Origin of the sequence: Paenibacillus solanacearum, from assembly GCF_910593845.1 — a bacterium.
Taxonomy (GTDB): domain Bacteria; phylum Bacillota; class Bacilli; order Paenibacillales; family NBRC-103111; genus Paenibacillus_G; species Paenibacillus_G solanacearum.
The window spans coordinates 1-16,032 of record NZ_CAJVAS010000042.1 but is presented as its reverse complement, the minus strand read 5'-3'; the positions used below and the strand labels follow the sequence as shown (position 1 = coordinate 16,032).

Below are 16,032 nucleotides of genomic sequence, written 5' to 3'. Positions count from 1 at the left end.
GAGAATCGTGCAGTGCCGGATGTTCCTGTCGTATCAAGTGAATCTTTAGGATGGTCTGATTTGAAGCTGTGGGGGTGGGAAAGCGTTTCTCCGCAGGAGGCGTTCGAACCGGCCTTGCAGAGCCATCTGATTGTCATCCATGGGACCCCGCAGCCGGTGAAAGTGTTTGAGCGGGCGGACGGGTACCGGGGAGAAGGGGTAGCGAAACCGGGAGATATTAATATATTTTCAGCAGGCGATCTGTCCTATTGCAGATGGGAAGGGGAGCTTTCGTTTGTGCGCCTCGATCTTTCCACAAGACTCACCGATCAAGTCGCCGCTGAGCTGGAGCTTTTCAATACCGGAGACGCCATCGACTTCGGCAGATCTATTCGGTTGAGCGACGAGCGGATCGTACAGATGGTTCAGTGGCTGAGAGAGGATGTGCAGAGTGGCGGGCTGGGCGGACGGCTGTACACCGATTCGCTGACGCGGATGCTGACCGTTCATTTGCTGCACCGCTACGGCACGCCCTCCGGGCACCGGAGAGCGCTGCCACAGCGGATCGATCGGCGCCAGCTGGACGGCACTCTTCAGTATATACACGCTTACTTGGATCGAAATTTGTCCCTGGACGAGATTGCCGCCGCCTCTCATGTGAGCCCCTCCCATCTGGTGAGGCTGTTCAAGGACGCTACGGGTCTGACTCCTCATCAGTATGTGATTCAGGAAAAAATTCGCAGGGCGCAAAAGCTGCTGATCGGCGGGATGCCGGCTCACGAGGTCGCTGCCATACTCGGGTTCAGTGATCAAAGCCACCTGCACCGGCACTTCAAACGGCTGCTCGGAGTCACCCCGCGCGAATTTGTGCTTGCCATTCGTTAGTTCCAGTCGATAGTTTGAGACAGATTCCTTCGAGGAGGTTTATCCATTTTATGGACTTCAGAAATGTACGTGAACTCGATTACATACCGGTCATTTCAATTATAGATAATTGGTGGGGCGGTCGACATATGGCCGACATGCTGCCCAAGCTATTCTTTCAACATTTTCAAGACACAAGTTTTGTAGCCGAACAAGATGGTCAAATCATCGGCTTCTTAATCGGTCTTGTCTCGCAAAGCATTCCGACTGAAGCATACGTTCACTTTATTGGCGTGCATCCTGATTGCAGGAAAGACGGAGTTGCGAAATATTTGTATCAGATGTTCTTCGAGAAGATTCGGGAGAAGGGATGTAACGTAGTTCGTTGCGTCACATCTCCGATTAACAAAACATCAATAGCTTTTCACACACGTATGGGATTCCAGATTGAAAAAGGAACGGGTGAGGTTGATGGTGTACCCGTTACAATGAACTACGATGGGATAGGACAAGATCGAGTCCTCTTTGTAAAAGAACTTATCGGGTAACGATAGCTTAAAGAAACGTATGGAATCGGATAGGAGTGTGCTAGCCATGGACACGAGTAGACTAAAATCGTTGCGCGTGAAACAAATCATTTTCATCAATGCATGTGTTTGCATCATTATCCCGTTAACCGGCGGTCTCTTACTTGTTCTAGAGCCGTCGCGTTCGGATACTTACCTGATAGGCGTTTTTTTATATGGGGTCGTGTTGCTTTTTGAATGTTGGAGCCTCTTTTTTCCGAAGCATCTGCTCTTCATGCACGGTCCCCGATTTATGCGTGAAATTGCGGAATATGAACGGGAAAAGTTAGGCAAGAATCATGATCGAAAAGGGCGGATCGTTAGACTATTTGGCTTTACGTTCTTACTTGTGAATCAACTAGTGGCCTTTACTCGCATAAGGGATGACGATCCCATGCAAATCCGGGATGTGTCTGGGTTATGGACGATTATGGCTGCTCTAGTTTTAATCTTTATCTTATTGAGCAACGCGGCGATCCTATACCGCATTCACAAAATCGATCGTACAGAGCCGGGGCAATTCCGCTGGTTTACGCTTAAATCGTTGGCATTGGGAATTATGTTAGGTCTGGTCGCCGTGCTCCTTTTGAGTGTGGGATTCGGAATCGCGTTGCACTAGCGCTCTTTTGTGATCCACGAGTGTAGTCCCTTTCGCATGCAGCATGTATGATGGCTTTCGTTTAATTCATGTAAACCGTTACATAAAATACATCGGACATCGAAGCTACGTTCAAATCGAAGCATCCGCTTTCGTAAAGAGATTATTAAATCGTAATAAACCGTCAAAGTACATATTGTCGCAGCATAAAAGAGCGGTTATAATGTAAAGGGTTACATATATTTATCGGAGGTGGTGAACAAAGTCCATTAATAAACACTAACATGAGTTATTTTTTTAATCTTCAATGTAACGGGTTACATTGAAAAGCGAGTTCCAGAGGTGGTGAGGGGAAAGCCGTTTTTAGCGTAAGATCTGGATTCTGCTTGAGCGTATGCTGGGTGTTGTTACACATAAAAAATGCGGCTGCGTGGAAGTTGCAAGATGTCTACACAAACGGTTTGATTCGGCGAAAGTAACAATTTACGTAATAAAAATGGATAAGACTGCGAATCCGAGAATCGGTTCGTACATTCATGGGAGGAATTATGTTAAAGAGAAACTTATGGTTACTATTACCGACTCTATTGACCACCTTACCTCTGGCGGGTTGCAGTCAAGCATCCACGAGCAGCGATAACTCGAAGGCGGCAGTTGAAGATCAGTCGCCCGTTACGGTTAGCGTAGGATTTCTTCCCGGATGGTTGACAGAAGACGAACGGAAACAATATATCATCGACCCCGTTCATCAAAAATATCCATGGATAACCGTAGAAATGAAGCCTTACGAAAAAGGAAGTTCTCTTGCCGAGCTAATTACCGCGGGTGCAACGCCCGACATTCTCATCGACACCAACATTTACGGCTTTAGCACCTGGTCCGACCTTGGATTGATTACCCCTTTAACCGATTTGATCAAGACGAATAAAATGGATCTGAATCGTTTCGAGCCGGAAGTGCTGGATGCGATCAAAGCGGCTACCCAGCGAAGCGATCTGGTTGCCATCCCGTACACCAGGCATTTTTCCGCTTTATACTATAATAAGGACATTTTCAATAAATTCGGCGTTCCCTATCCGAAAGACGGCATGACCTGGGAACAAACGTACGAGCTTGGCAAAAAGCTGACAAGAAATGAAGGCGGAATTCAATACCGCGGTTTGGAGGTCAACGTCATCGAGCGGATGGCTTCACAGCTGTCCCTTCCTTATGTCGATCCGAAAACGAATAAAGCGCTCGTCAACACGGATCAATGGAAGAAGGTGTTAGACTTTGCGACCAAAGTCTATCAAATTCCAGGCAACAGCCAAATATCTACCTATGGAAAAGCGGCCGAAACGATGCTCAATGGGACATTGGCCATGTACGCCTCGCTCAATGATATTATGGGTTACAAACTTTATAACAGCCCGGATGTATGGGATATGGCGACTTACCCGGAATGGCCGGAAGCACCGGGTCTTGGTGCGCGGGCAGATGCCAATGCGATGGGAATATCACCTACAAGCAAAAATAAAGATGCTGCTTTCAAAGTCATCATGGCGATGACCTCCGATGAAGTCCAAATGGATATGTCGAAGCATGGTAAATATCCCGTCATGAAAGATCCTAAATTCGCGAGTTCTTTCGGTGCGAGTATGGATTTTATGAAAAATAAGCATATTGAGGCCATTTACAAAACGAAACCGGCCAAAACGTTTATTCCAACCAAATACGACTCCATTGCGATGTCGGCGATGAATGCGGCGGTAAGTAAAGCGGTTAAAAACAACATTGACTTGAATACTGCGCTCAGAGAGGCGGAAGAAAGCATCAACAAGCAAATTAATGAGAGGGTAACTGCAGGGAATTAAACGCGGTCTGCCGCGGTGAAAGAACCTTGGGGGAGGTATATTCATTGGAGATGAAACCGGAAACCGAGAACTCAACTGAACTGGATTCGACTATAGAAGGACAATCCGAACAAGCGCAAGCACCGCGAAACAGCCGGATCAGCCGCAGAAAATTGTTGGCCGCCATTGCCGTGACCGGCGCTGCCGCTGTTGCGGGAAGATTGTCGAATGCAGTTAGCGGGCAAGCCTCCGTTTCGTCGAGCGTGTACGGGAATGGGAATGAGAATGGGGGAATCAATGTTGTGGATTATCAGCACCTCATTCCGAACCAAACCGCAGATCCCGCCGATTGGAATTGGAGCCCCGCTTTTCAAGGCGCATTGAATGAAGCCAAGACCGGCCCTGTACAGGTTATTGTTCCTCCGGGTACATATAAGTTGAAAAGTCCGCTTAAAATATACCGAAATACGCATCTTAAGCTCAATATGGCTACACTTGTCCGTTCGTTTGCGGGCGCGTTCCTCTACAACGGGGATCCGGGAGAAACGTTTGGCGGATATGACGGGCACGGGAATATCATCATTGAGGGCGGCGTATTTGAAGGGAACATCGCTAATTTCCCTAATGGATATAACGCAATCATTTTGCTCAGGGGCAGGAATATTACGTTCAACAATGTCGAAATCCGCGATGTTGTTGGAGGGCATGCCGTCGATATGAATGCATGCGAGGACGTATCATTCCACAAATGCCGGTTTCTTGGATTTCGCGATCACACGGGAAATAATGATTTTCATGAAGCTATCCAGATTTCCAATCAGACGAGCGACTCGCTCGGGTCGGATCCGAATGGTTTTGGCATCAACGACGGTACGCCTTGCCGGAACATTCGCGTGACCGACTGCTATTTTGGCGCCAGCGGAACGACGGGCACGCAAGCATGGGCTGCAGGTGTAGGAAACCATAGTGCAGTTCATAATTTGTGGAACCAGAACATCAAAGTATACGGATGCACCTTTGAAGGGATGACGTATGCGGGGATTCGATTATTTAAATTTTCAGATGTGGAGATATCAGGAAATACGTTTATTGGTTGTACGAGAGGAGTGAAGCTGGACAGCGCATGGGGCGGTTCGTCCTTGGCCAACAAGGACGGGGCCGGGGTGAATTCCAAATTGCCGCAAGCAGGGAAAAATATCCTTATCGCCAAAAATATTTTTAAGGATATAAAAAATGAAAGTGTGGTCGTTACAGGTGCTGCATTCGGAACGATTGCCGCTTACTACGATAGCGTAAGCATTCTCGGCAACCTATTCGATCATCAAGGGATTGCATCGCCTTCAAGCAATGCGAATGTCATTTATCTTTCTTGGGTAAGGCAGGCGAAAATCGATCATAACAGCATAAAGAAAGGATACCGGGGCGCTTATCTGGCGTATGTTGCTGATGTTATCATCGGTGATAGCAATTCCGTGACAGACATTACCTCCGAGGGCATGATCGTCACAGAGCATGATGTCTCCTTTAACGTTCCAATATCCGGGGAGCCGGGCTATGATGCCTCGATTACGGCGGCTTCGGTTAAAACTTGGTACAAAAGCAAAGGGTACACAGCCAACATTCAAATCGGGCGTTCCCGGTTAAAACAGATCGGCCGGACGGGAGTCTATTTGAACTATGTATGGGGGTTCAAAATCGACGGGATCACCGTAGATAGCGCCGCCACGGCGACTGACGCGGACCGCGACGCGATCCGGATCGAGAACAATGCGAGGAACGGTGAAATTTTGTTCCCAACCGTAATCAAAAATCCCGATTATAGTTCCGGAACGGGCGGGGCGAACCGGTATGCGGTGAATGTGCTGAGCAACTGCCAAAATATTCGGCTCCAGGCGGGAGAACTGGAAGGGAAGGCATCGCAGACTATCCTTCTAGCCGGTACGAACGTATGGTGCGGCAATTACGTTTATGCGCCGAACGGGGCAAGGTATAAAGCAACGATCGGCAACGATGGCGTGCCCGTTTACACCAACGGGTAATCTCGGCTGTGTTGCCGAAACGATAATCCTTCAGGCAGACACCTGCAATTAATCTTGTAATTGATTGTGGGTGTATTTGTGTCTGTGTCCACAAAATTGTCGGGGAGGAATTTTTATTGACAATATAAACAGTAATTATTACTATTAATTTAGATTCCGGATTAATCTGCAAACGCACCGGTTGCATCCGAAGGATGGAGAAGGATGTTACGCAGGCGGCAATCCGAAAGGAGTTGAACGACGTCTAATCGTAATAATTACAAGTATAATATGCAAAGGTGGAATTGCAATCATGAACCAGTCCAAACGATTGCTGCGCATCTTGATTGGGAGTCTTGTTATCACTTTGGTTGCTGGTTGTGCTCAAGCGACAACGCCTGGCAGCCGGAATGAAGAGCCCAAGACGGCCTCGGCATCGGAACCGTCCCAGCAGTCTTTAACGTTTCAGGATGATACAGGCCGATCGGTCAGACTAAAGGCCGAGCCTCAACAGATCGTCGTTCTTTCGCCGCAACTGCTGGATCTGTTATATGCTGTCGGTGGTACCGCGATCGCCAGGACATCCGCGTCCGGAGGAAATGTGCCGGAACAGGCAAAACCAATTGAAGACATTGGCGGCATGACGACCGTGAATACGGAAAAGCTGTTATCGCTCAAGCCCGATTTGGTCATCGGTTCCCCTAACTTTCATTGTGACTTGACCCCTATTTTGGATGCGAGCAGCATTCCCTTCGCTCTGTTCAACCTGAGTACATATAAGGACTTAAAGGAAAAAGCACTCCTGCTTGGGAAACTGAGCGGTTCGGAAAGCAAGGCGAATGAAGAGCTGTCGAAGCTGGATCAGCGAATCGGGCAATATACCGGGAAGGTACCTGCCGATAACACACCGACTTTTGTGATGCTGAACGTGACCCCGTCCAGCATCTCCATTCAGCGGACGAACACGGTAGGGCTGGAGGTCGCGAACATGCTGAAGATGAAAAACGTAGCGGAATCGCTGGATTCACCGCAAAACAGCCAATCTACGGCTCCGTACAGCCTGGAAAAGCTGGCCGAGCTGAACCCGGATTACGTGTTCATTCTCATTCACGGTGCAAAGGAGGCAGGCGAGAAAAAAATCCAGGCCGATTTATCCAGTCAACCCGCCTGGTCTTCGCTGCGGGCCGTGAAAGAAAGGCGGATGGCCGTGCTATCATCCGATCTGTTCCTATCCAATCCCGGCTTCCGCCTGGATGAATCGGTTGCCTCTCTGGCGAAGCTCGTGTACCCGGAGCGTTTCAGCAATGGAAAATAAGCGGGATCGGATCACGGCTTCTAGGGGAGTGTTCGTGCTTGCCGCCTTGTTTGCGGCCGCGTGTTTGGCGGTAGCATTCAGTATAAGCTCCGGGGCGGTCTCGATTTCACTTGGGGACATATGGAAGTATTTGTTCCAAGGCTATGACGGCTCCCTGAAGGACGTCGTGTGGAACATTCGCTTGCCGCGAACGCTCGTCGCAGCGCTAGTGGGGGTCAATCTGGCATGCTCGGGAGCGATATTGCAAGGGGTGATGCGCAATCCGCTTGCCGATCCGCATATTATCGGCGTTTCTTCGGGAGCCGGGCTTTTCGGCATCATCGTTTTGATTTTATTCCCGCACATGACCCGTCTGCTGACACCGGTCGCGTTCATCGGCGCGACAGGGGCGTCAGCTCTTATTTATGTGCTTGCCTGGAAGCAGGGAATCAGTCCGGTTCGTATTATTCTGGCTGGTGTCGCCGTCTCCGCTTTTCTCGGTTCGGGCATTTCGGCTTTGCTGGTGTTTTACAGCGACCGCGTTCATGGCGCGCTGATGTTCCTTGTCGGCGGATTGTCCGCCAAAAGCTGGCCGCAGCTTTACACCATACTGCCTTATTCGCTCACTGGCGCTCTTTTGGCTATGGCAGGCTCCACGCACATGAATGTGCTTTCGCTCGGAGACTCCAACGCAAGAGGGCTGGGGCTGCGGGTCGAAACGACCCGTTTTGTGATGACCGCCGTCGCAACGCTGCTTGCGGCCAGCGCGGTCAGCGTTGTCGGTCTGCTCGGATTTGTAGGTCTGATTGTTCCGCATACCGCCAGGCTGATGATTGGCGGCGATTACCGCTTGCTGATTCCGGCTACAGCTCTGCTCGGGATTGCCGTGGTCACGTTCTGCGATACGGTAGCCCGCCTGATGTTCGCCCCGGTCGAGCTTCCCGTCGGGATCATCATGGGAGTGCTCGGTGCGCCGTTTTTTCTATTTTTGCTGAGGAGGGAAGCCGGTTGAAAACATTCCTCGTGGAAGACGCGACGCTGCAATATGCCGGCAGATCGGTCGTTGAACGGCTGAATTGGCATGCGGAAGCGGGAAAAATATACAGCATTATCGGTCCGAACGGATGCGGCAAGAGCACGCTGCTCAAAGCGCTCGCCGGACAGCTCAAGCTGCAGAACGGCTCGATTCTGCTAAACGGCAATTCGCTTAGCGGCTTCGCACCAAGGCAGTTGGCGCGGGAGCTGACGCTGCTGCTGCAAAGCCAGGATCAGGCGCCGGATATGACGGTGCGCACGCTGGTCGGTTACGGACGGTTCCCGCATAAGCCCGCTTGGGGACCGATGCGGAAGGAGGATGAAGCGATCGTCGATTGGGCTCTGGAGCAGACGGGAACGCAGTGCTTTGCCTCGCGAAAGCTTAGCGAATTGTCCGGGGGCGAGCGACAACGGGTCTGGATCGCCATGGCGCTGGCCCAGCAATCTCGCGTCTTGCTACTCGACGAGCCAACGACATTCCTGGATGTCAGCCATCAGCTGGAAATTCTGGAGCTGGTGTCGAAGATCAACCGTCAGCACAGCGTTACCTTCATCATGGTACTGCACGACATTAACCATGCCGCCGCTTATTCGGACGAGATCGCCGTCATGAGGCAGGGAGGCTTGTACGCATGCGGTAAGCCGGAGGCAACGGTCACCACGGCGATGCTTGCCGACGTCTTCGGCGTGGAAGGACATGTTGATCGGAATCCGAAGGACGGCCGACCGTTCTGCTTCATTACGGGGCTGCTCCGCAAGACCGGACCGCAGCGGCAACAGCCGGAACGGGCTGAGCCTATTGAGCCGGCGGTTGCAGTCGGCCCGGTTGGAGAATAGACAAGAATTGGCATCCGTCGCAACACCTATGAGTGATGAGACGGATGATACCGTAAGCTGATTAGGAAGGGGGATTACTATGAAACCGATGCATAACGTGTTTCCTTTTACTGCGATTGTCGGACAGGAAACGATGAAACTTGGACTGCTGCTGAATCTTATCAATCCGAGACTTGGAGGCGTTCTGATCCGTGGCGAGAAAGGAACGGCCAAGTCGACGGCGGTCCGGGCGCTTGCCGACTTGATGCCCGGCCTGAACGTCGTCAATTTGCCGGTCAGCGCGACGGAAGACCGCGTGGTCGGAACGCTGGACATCGAACACGCGATCCGTCAAGGGGAGAAACGGTTCGAGCCGGGGCTGCTGGCAGCAGCACACGGACATATTTTGTATGTGGATGAAATCAATTTGCTCGATGATGCGATCGTCGATGCGCTGCTTGATGCTGCTGCGATGGGCGTCAACACGGTTGAACGCGAAGGGGTGTCGCACTCGCATCCCGCGCAGTTTATATTGATAGGCACGATGAACCCAGAGGAAGGGGAGCTGCGTCCGCAACTGCTCGACCGATTCGCGCTTTCGGTAGAGGTTAGCGGAGAGAAAGACGTTCCGAGCCGGATGGAAGTGATTCGCAGGAGGCTCGCTTTTGAGTCGGATCCCGAACCGTTCCGTCAAAGGTACGGGCAAGATCAAATGTTACTGCAGGAGCGAATTGTTCAGGCGAAGGAACTGCTGCGGCAAATCGAGCCAACGGAAGAAATGCTCGAATGGACTGCGAACATCGGCATACGGCTGGAAGTGGACGGCCATCGGGCGGATATTACGCTGATGAAAACAGCGATGGCGCTTGCTGCGTACCAAGGACGGACCCGCGTTCTTCCGGAGGATATGACGGAAGCGGCGATGCTTGTGCTGCCGCACCGGATGCGTAAGCGCCCGTTCGAAGACCAGATCGGCGGGGTGGAGGAGCTTCGGCAGCAGCTCGGCAATTTGTTAACGGAGGGCGCGCATGTTACATAAGCCGCCAGCTTATCCATTTTGCGCTGTCGTCGGTCAGGAGCAGGCCAAACAAGCGCTTCTGCTTTATGCCGTGAATCCGCGTCTTGGAGGGGTATTGCTGAGTGGCGAGCAGGGCACGTCCAAGACGATCTTGATTCGCGGTCTTGCCCGTCTGCTGCCGGGGCGGCGGTTTGCAGACATTCCGCTGCACGTGACCGAGGACCGGCTGTTGGGCGGGCTGGATGCCGAGTATGCTATGCAGCGGGGAGAAAGACGGCTTTCGCCGGGATTGCTTGCGGAAGCCGACGGTCAGGCACTCGTGGTCGACGAAGTGAATTTGCTTCCGGAACGGATGATAAGGATGATTTTGCTCGCAGCGGAGGCGGGGTATTGCAATATTGAGCGGGAAGGAATTTCTGAGCGGCGGTCGTCACGTTTTTTGCTGTTCGGGACGATGAACCCACTAGAAGGGAATTTGTCTCGGGCACTCCATGACGGCTTTGGATTGTATGTTCGGATGGAGGCTGAACGGAATCCGGCTGCGCGAATGGAAATTATTCGCCGGCGGCTTGCGTTCGAACGGGACCCGGAAGGTTTCGTCCTAAGGTACGAGGACGAAACCTCAGCATTGCGCGAAAGGATAGAGCAGGCTTGCCGCCGATTGCCTGCCCTGCGAGCCGATGAGGCTGCGTTCCGGCTCGCCGCCGAAATCGTCAGGGCATCCGGATGCCCAGGCCATCGGGCGGATATCCTATTGATCGAATCCGCGCGCGCCATCGCCGCCTGGGAAGACCGTTCAGTTGTAGGGTCGGAAGACTTGCGGAAAGTGGCGGGCTACGTCCTGCCGCACCGCATGCGGTCAGAAGCAGATGCACCGCCGTCTGCGGAAGCCCACGATGGCCCTGCATCCGGTCAAGCACCGCAATCGCCGCATATGCCGAACAGGTCCGCGCTCGAGTCGGGGGCGGACCTTCGCGGGCAGACACAGGACGGAGAGCCGCTGGAGAACACTTCGCGCCAGCGCCAACTGGACGGAAGCGAAGAACCACAGGAGCGTCCTGATTTGACGGGGCCGACCGTTGCGCGCGACATTATCGAGCGGATCGGCCGGGATTTCGCTGTGCAGCGATTTGCCTTTGTCCCGCCTCGAGCCCAGGATTACGGAGGATCGGGGAAACGAAATAAAACGGGACCTGGGGCAGGAAAGGGCCGGTACATTCGGGCGATCACCCCGCGGGGTAAGGTACGCGATCTGGCCTTCGACGCGACGCTTCGGGCGGCAGCGCCATTTCAGCGTCTGCGAAAGGCGGGGCATTCTTCAACTGATGCCGCACCCGGCAGGGTCATCGTCAACAAAAGCGATCTGCGCGAGAAGGTGCGGGAGAGCCGTGCGGGAACTGCGCTGCTCTTCGTGGTCGACGCCAGCGGCTCGATGAATGCCGCCAAGCGGATGAAGGCCGTAAAGGGAGCGGTATTATCGCTTCTGCGCGACGCTTACCGACAACGCGACAGCGTGGGCTTGGTGTCATTCCGGGGGGACCGCGCCGAGCTGCTGCTTGATATAACCCGCAGCGTCGAGCTGGCTGAGCGCAGACTCCAGGCCATGCCTACCGGAGGAAAGACGCCGCTATCGCTCGGTCTGCACAAAGGCGCGGAGACGATCCGCGCGCTGATGCGAAAGAAAAGCGGACAGGTGCCCGCCATGATCGTGATCACCGACGGCAGGGCGAACGTAAGCAGCGGTTCGGGACTTGATCCATGGATGGAAAGCATGGACATCGCTCGGCGTATCGCAGCGTCCGGTATGCAGACGCTAGTCATTGATACGGAACAAGGGCTTGTGCGGCTGGGTTTGGCCCGAAAGCTCTCCGACGCGCTGCATGGCCAGTATGTTCGGCTGGAAGAGCTGGAAGCAGGACGTATCGAGCGTATTGTTCGCACGATGCTGTAGTATGCATTTTATTCCTTAGATTACAGCGGATATTTTATTTTGTTTCATAGAGATCCGGTTATTTTTAAGAGGAGAAGGAGGGCATTTCGATGAAAATAACCGTATTGACGGGCGGAGAGATGGCGCTTGCCCATTTGGCTGAAGCGTACCGGACGCTTGCGGAGGAGCAGCGCCGCCGGTTCAAGCTGGAGCTGATCGATCTCGGCGCGGAGCTTACCGACGCACAAAGGATACATATCGCAAGTAAACTCGAAGCGGCCGACCTTGTAATAATCGATGCGCACGGTGTGCGAAAGGAGTCGATTACATATGTCGGGCGCATCGTTCAGAATCGTTCGGCTCACATGGTTCCGGTTGGAAGCAATGATTCCGATATTCATTCAGTGCTGCGCCTGGGCAAGCTGACAGCCGGCGATCTGCCTGCTCAGCGGACACCGTACGCCGGAGAGCAGCTTCCCGTTGATAAAAGAACGGATTACCGCCATTATGTCCGGTTGACCGAATATTGGCGCGGCGGTGGAGCAAATAACATGCTTGGCCTGCTCTGTCTGGCAGGCCGGATGTATGGCGGCTGCACTTACTTGCCGGAGCCGTCCGAACCGGTATACGTACGGGAGCTGTGCATTTTCGAGCCGACGGAGCGGAAGGCATTCTCTTCCTATGCTGCGTTTCGGGAAAGTCGTGGTTACGCCGGAACGAATGTTCGTCCTATCGTAGCCTTTTTCTTTCTGGGCAACGGCAACCCGGCGAACGCCGGGGATTGCATCGGACAACTGCTGAGACAAATCGAGGTGTTCGCCGATGTGCTGCCAATCGCTTTTCCATCGGTCATGAATATTTCGCTGCCCCGGCTGCGCGAGCTGATGTCGGGAGACGGCCGGCCTGTGAATCTGATCTTGAACTTTTTGCCGTTTCGCCTTGGTCTAGGTCCTGTCTCGGGAACAGCCGGCCATGGCGAAGCTGCACAATTGCTTGAAGCATTGGAGGCGCCCGTACTTCATCCATTTTTCTTGTCGAGCACGACGTTCGAGGAATGGAATCAATCGACCCGGGGACTGGCGCCGTCGCAATATCTCGTTCAGGTTGTGCTTCCGGAACTGGACGGCAGCATTGAAACCTATCCGATCGCCGCATTGCGGCATGACGGGGAGGACCCGGAGCTGGCCGTTTCCTTGAACAAGCTGGCGTTGATACCTGATAGAGTGCAGCGGCTCACGGATCGCGTCCGGCGCTGGCTTACGCTGCAGCGCAAGCCGAACCGGGACAAGAAGCTCGCCCTGATCTGTTACAATTATCCGCCCGGCGAAGCGAACGTGTTCGGCGCTTCCTTCCTCGATACGTTCGAGTCGGTTTCCCGTTTGCTTACTCAACTGAAGCAGCGGGGGTATGGCGTGGAAGAAATGTCCGCGGAGCAATTGCGTGCCCGTTTCATGGAATGCGGGCTGGTCAATTCCGGAAAATGGTCCGGCGAGCGGGCGCCAACCGGCATGATCCGTTATTGTGATCCCGCCTTTAGCGCCAAGCTCAAGCGTAAGGCGTGGGGGGCAGACGCCGCAGAGCATTGGGGCGAGCCGCCCGGCGACGTGATGACGGAGGAAGGCGCCTTCCTGATCCCCGGCATTATGAGTAATCAGGTGTTTATCGGTCTGCAGCCGTCACGAGGCATTCACGAAGACCCGGAGAAATCGTATCATGACCGTTCGCTGCCACCGACCCATCAATATACGGCATTTTATCAATGGATACGCGATGAGCTGGAAGCGGATGCCGTCGTTCATGTCGGCACGCATGGCACACTGGAGTTTCTGCAGGGGAAAGAATGTGCCATGTCGGGCGATTGCGTGCCGGACGATCTTGTCGGTGATTTGCCGCATCTATATTACTATTACATTGGCAACCCGTCTGAGGCGATGATTGCCAAACGGCGCAGTCATGCGGTGCTGATCGGGTACCAGGCCCCTCCGTTCACGGAAGCGGAGCTGTATGGAGAGTGGCTTGGCCTGGAGATGCTGCTGCACGAATACCGCGAAGCGGAGCAACTGGATCCGGAGCGATGCGAAGACATTCTTCGGAAGCTGCAGGAACGTGCGGAATCGATGCATTTCTCCGGTACAACGCCGGAGGCGATGGAAGAGGAGCTGTATCGAATGAGACGTTCGGTCATCCCAAGCGGTCTGCATGTGCTGGGCGATGGATATTCTTCTGAAGCTGCGGCAGCTCATATGCGCTTCGTTCTGCGCCATGAGCGGGGGGACATCCGCTCGTTGCGCCGCTTGCTTGCCGATCGCAAAGGATGGGATGCTGAGGCGCTGGCTTCAGGCAGAGACATGTCGATTCTGCGGGAGCTGGATCTGGAAGCGGAGTCCATCGTAGAGATGTTTATTCGAACCAAAGAGCTGCCATCTCCGTATGCGGGCGAGCGACCGGAATGGCGTACGGCGCTGCTCCGGTCGCTGGAGTATGGTTATCAGGCGTACGAGAGCACACTGGCGAACGAGGAGATGGAAGGACTGTTACGTGCGCTCGAAGGAAAATACGTGCCGGCTAAGCTTGCTGGTGACGCACTTCGCAGTCCCGAGGTGCTCCCGTCCGGACGCAATTTGTATCAATTTGATCCGCGTGCCGTACCGAGCACAACAGCCGTCGAACGCGGAGCGGTCGTCGCCGAAAATTCGATTCGGGAGTACCGGGAGCAGCACGGCGTATATCCGGTAACGACGGCAGTCGTCGTCTGGGGACTGGAAACGTCGCGGACACAAGGCGAAACGATTGGACAAATCCTTCATTACCTGGGCGTACGCATCAAAGGCGGAGGCGGCAGCGGGGCGTTCCGGACCGAATATGAAATGATCCCGCTTCAGGAGCTGGGCAGGCCGCGCTTGAACGTTGTTGTCCATATGACGGGATTATTTCGTGACATGTTCCCGAATCTGCTCGACGATTTAAATCGTATTTTCCGTCAAGTATCCGAGCTGGATGAGCCCGAGGCGCTCAACTATTTCAAGGCCCATACGAGAAGAGCGGCGGAACAACTGCTCTCAGCCCGTTACGACGCAGAGCGGATTGCGGATTTGGCCAGCGCTCGCCTATTCGGTCCGGCGGAGGGAGCGTACGGGACTTCAGTTACCAAGTTGATCGAAACGAAGCATTGGACCGAAGAGGCCGAGCTTGGCCATAAATATGGAGAAAGCCAGCAGCACCTATATAGTCTGAAGTCACGCGGACGTGCAGAGCCGGAGTTGTTCCGTTCTCATCTGCAGGCGGTCGACATCGTCTCGCAAATTCGCAGCAGTCATGAACGGGAGGTAACGGATTCCGACCATTATTACGAATATTTCGGGGGATTGTCCAAGTCCGTGGAGCTGGCGAAAGGAAGCCGTCCCGAAATCCACATTACCGACACGACCGGAGAGCGGATCTTGACGGAGTCGGCCGAACATTCCATCGCCCGTGGGGTGCGCACCCGTCTGGCCAATCCGAAATGGATTGATGCGCTGCTCAAGCATCCGTATCACGGGACTCAAACGATTGCCCGCCGTTTCGAGTACGTACTCGGTTTGGCCGCCATGACCGGCAAAGTTGAGCCTTGGGTGTTCGATCAGCTGCATGCCGTTTATGTCGAAGACCCAGAGAGAAGCCGTCAAATGAAGGAAAACAATCGATGGGCTTATCATGCGATGATCGAAACACTGTTGGAAAGTCATCAGCGGGGGTACTGGCAGCCAAACGATGAGGAACTGGGCCTCCTGCGACAAAAATATCTCGAACTGGAAGGGGACTTGGAAGAATCCGCTCCAGTGCTGTAGTTGTTGTGATTGTTTCTGCTTGGGCACTCTGATATGTCCACCACTCAGATATGTACCCACGTCGAGAACAGGCAGTTTGTCGAGGCCCGAGCTAGACTCATTCCTATTATCCCTACTTTAAAGTAGGTAATTAAGGCTCAATCTAAAAATCAGTGCTTGACAGTTAGCTGAATAATCGATGTCGGTTACATTCAATAAGAATGCCTGCGATGTAGCCATCGCGATTACGGGTGAAATAATGGCGGCGTTGAAAGG

11 protein-coding genes are annotated in these 16,032 nt (G+C 53.4%); all 11 read left to right on the top strand.

Annotated features, from left to right (window positions below):
* Positions 1-60: 60 nt before the first annotated feature.
* On the top strand, positions 61-864 hold the full coding sequence (locus tag KXG62_RS27800) for a helix-turn-helix domain-containing protein (protein WP_246627670.1): 804 nt from the start codon (positions 61-63) through the stop codon (positions 862-864).
* A gap of 50 nt (positions 865-914) precedes the next feature.
* On the top strand, positions 915-1,391 hold the full coding sequence (locus tag KXG62_RS27795) for a GNAT family N-acetyltransferase (RefSeq protein ID WP_218095292.1): 477 nt from the start codon (positions 915-917) through the stop codon (positions 1,389-1,391).
* A 46-nt stretch (positions 1,392-1,437) separates the two neighbouring features.
* A complete protein-coding gene (locus KXG62_RS27790; protein WP_218095291.1) occupies positions 1,438-2,028 on the top strand; it encodes a cytochrome c oxidase subunit II in 591 nt (196 codons plus the stop codon).
* A gap of 527 nt (positions 2,029-2,555) precedes the next feature.
* On the top strand, positions 2,556-3,860 hold the full coding sequence (locus KXG62_RS27785; protein ID WP_218095290.1) for an ABC transporter substrate-binding protein: 1,305 nt from the start codon (positions 2,556-2,558) through the stop codon (positions 3,858-3,860).
* Between the two features lie 50 nt (positions 3,861-3,910).
* Positions 3,911-5,878, top strand: coding sequence for a glycoside hydrolase family 55 protein (locus KXG62_RS27780; protein ID WP_246627674.1), 1,968 nt, complete (start codon positions 3,911-3,913; stop codon positions 5,876-5,878).
* A gap of 292 nt (positions 5,879-6,170) precedes the next feature.
* Positions 6,171-7,172 carry an ABC transporter substrate-binding protein gene (locus tag KXG62_RS27775; RefSeq protein WP_218095288.1) on the top strand — a complete coding sequence of 334 codons (1,002 nt, stop codon included), beginning with the start codon at positions 6,171-6,173 and terminating at the stop codon, positions 7,170-7,172.
* The gene (locus KXG62_RS27770; protein ID WP_218095287.1) at positions 7,162-8,163 is read left to right on the top strand and encodes a FecCD family ABC transporter permease; all 1,002 of its coding nucleotides are present in this window, start codon (positions 7,162-7,164) and stop codon (positions 8,161-8,163) included. Before KXG62_RS27775 ends, KXG62_RS27770 begins: the two co-directional genes overlap by 11 nt.
* The gene (locus KXG62_RS27765; RefSeq protein WP_218095286.1) at positions 8,160-9,023 is read left to right on the top strand and encodes an ABC transporter ATP-binding protein; all 864 of its coding nucleotides are present in this window, start codon (positions 8,160-8,162) and stop codon (positions 9,021-9,023) included. Before KXG62_RS27770 ends, KXG62_RS27765 begins: the two co-directional genes overlap by 4 nt.
* A gap of 79 nt (positions 9,024-9,102) precedes the next feature.
* Positions 9,103-10,041 carry a magnesium chelatase ATPase subunit I gene (locus KXG62_RS27760; protein ID WP_218095285.1) on the top strand — a complete coding sequence of 313 codons (939 nt, stop codon included), beginning with the start codon at positions 9,103-9,105 and terminating at the stop codon, positions 10,039-10,041.
* On the top strand, positions 10,031-11,971 hold the full coding sequence (locus KXG62_RS27755) for a VWA domain-containing protein (protein ID WP_218095284.1): 1,941 nt from the start codon (positions 10,031-10,033) through the stop codon (positions 11,969-11,971). The genes KXG62_RS27760 and KXG62_RS27755 overlap by 11 nt, the downstream gene beginning before the upstream one ends.
* Before the next feature lie 89 nt (positions 11,972-12,060).
* The gene (locus KXG62_RS27750) at positions 12,061-15,777 is read left to right on the top strand and encodes a cobaltochelatase subunit CobN (RefSeq protein ID WP_218095283.1); all 3,717 of its coding nucleotides are present in this window, start codon (positions 12,061-12,063) and stop codon (positions 15,775-15,777) included.
* Positions 15,778-16,032 lie beyond the last annotated feature (255 nt).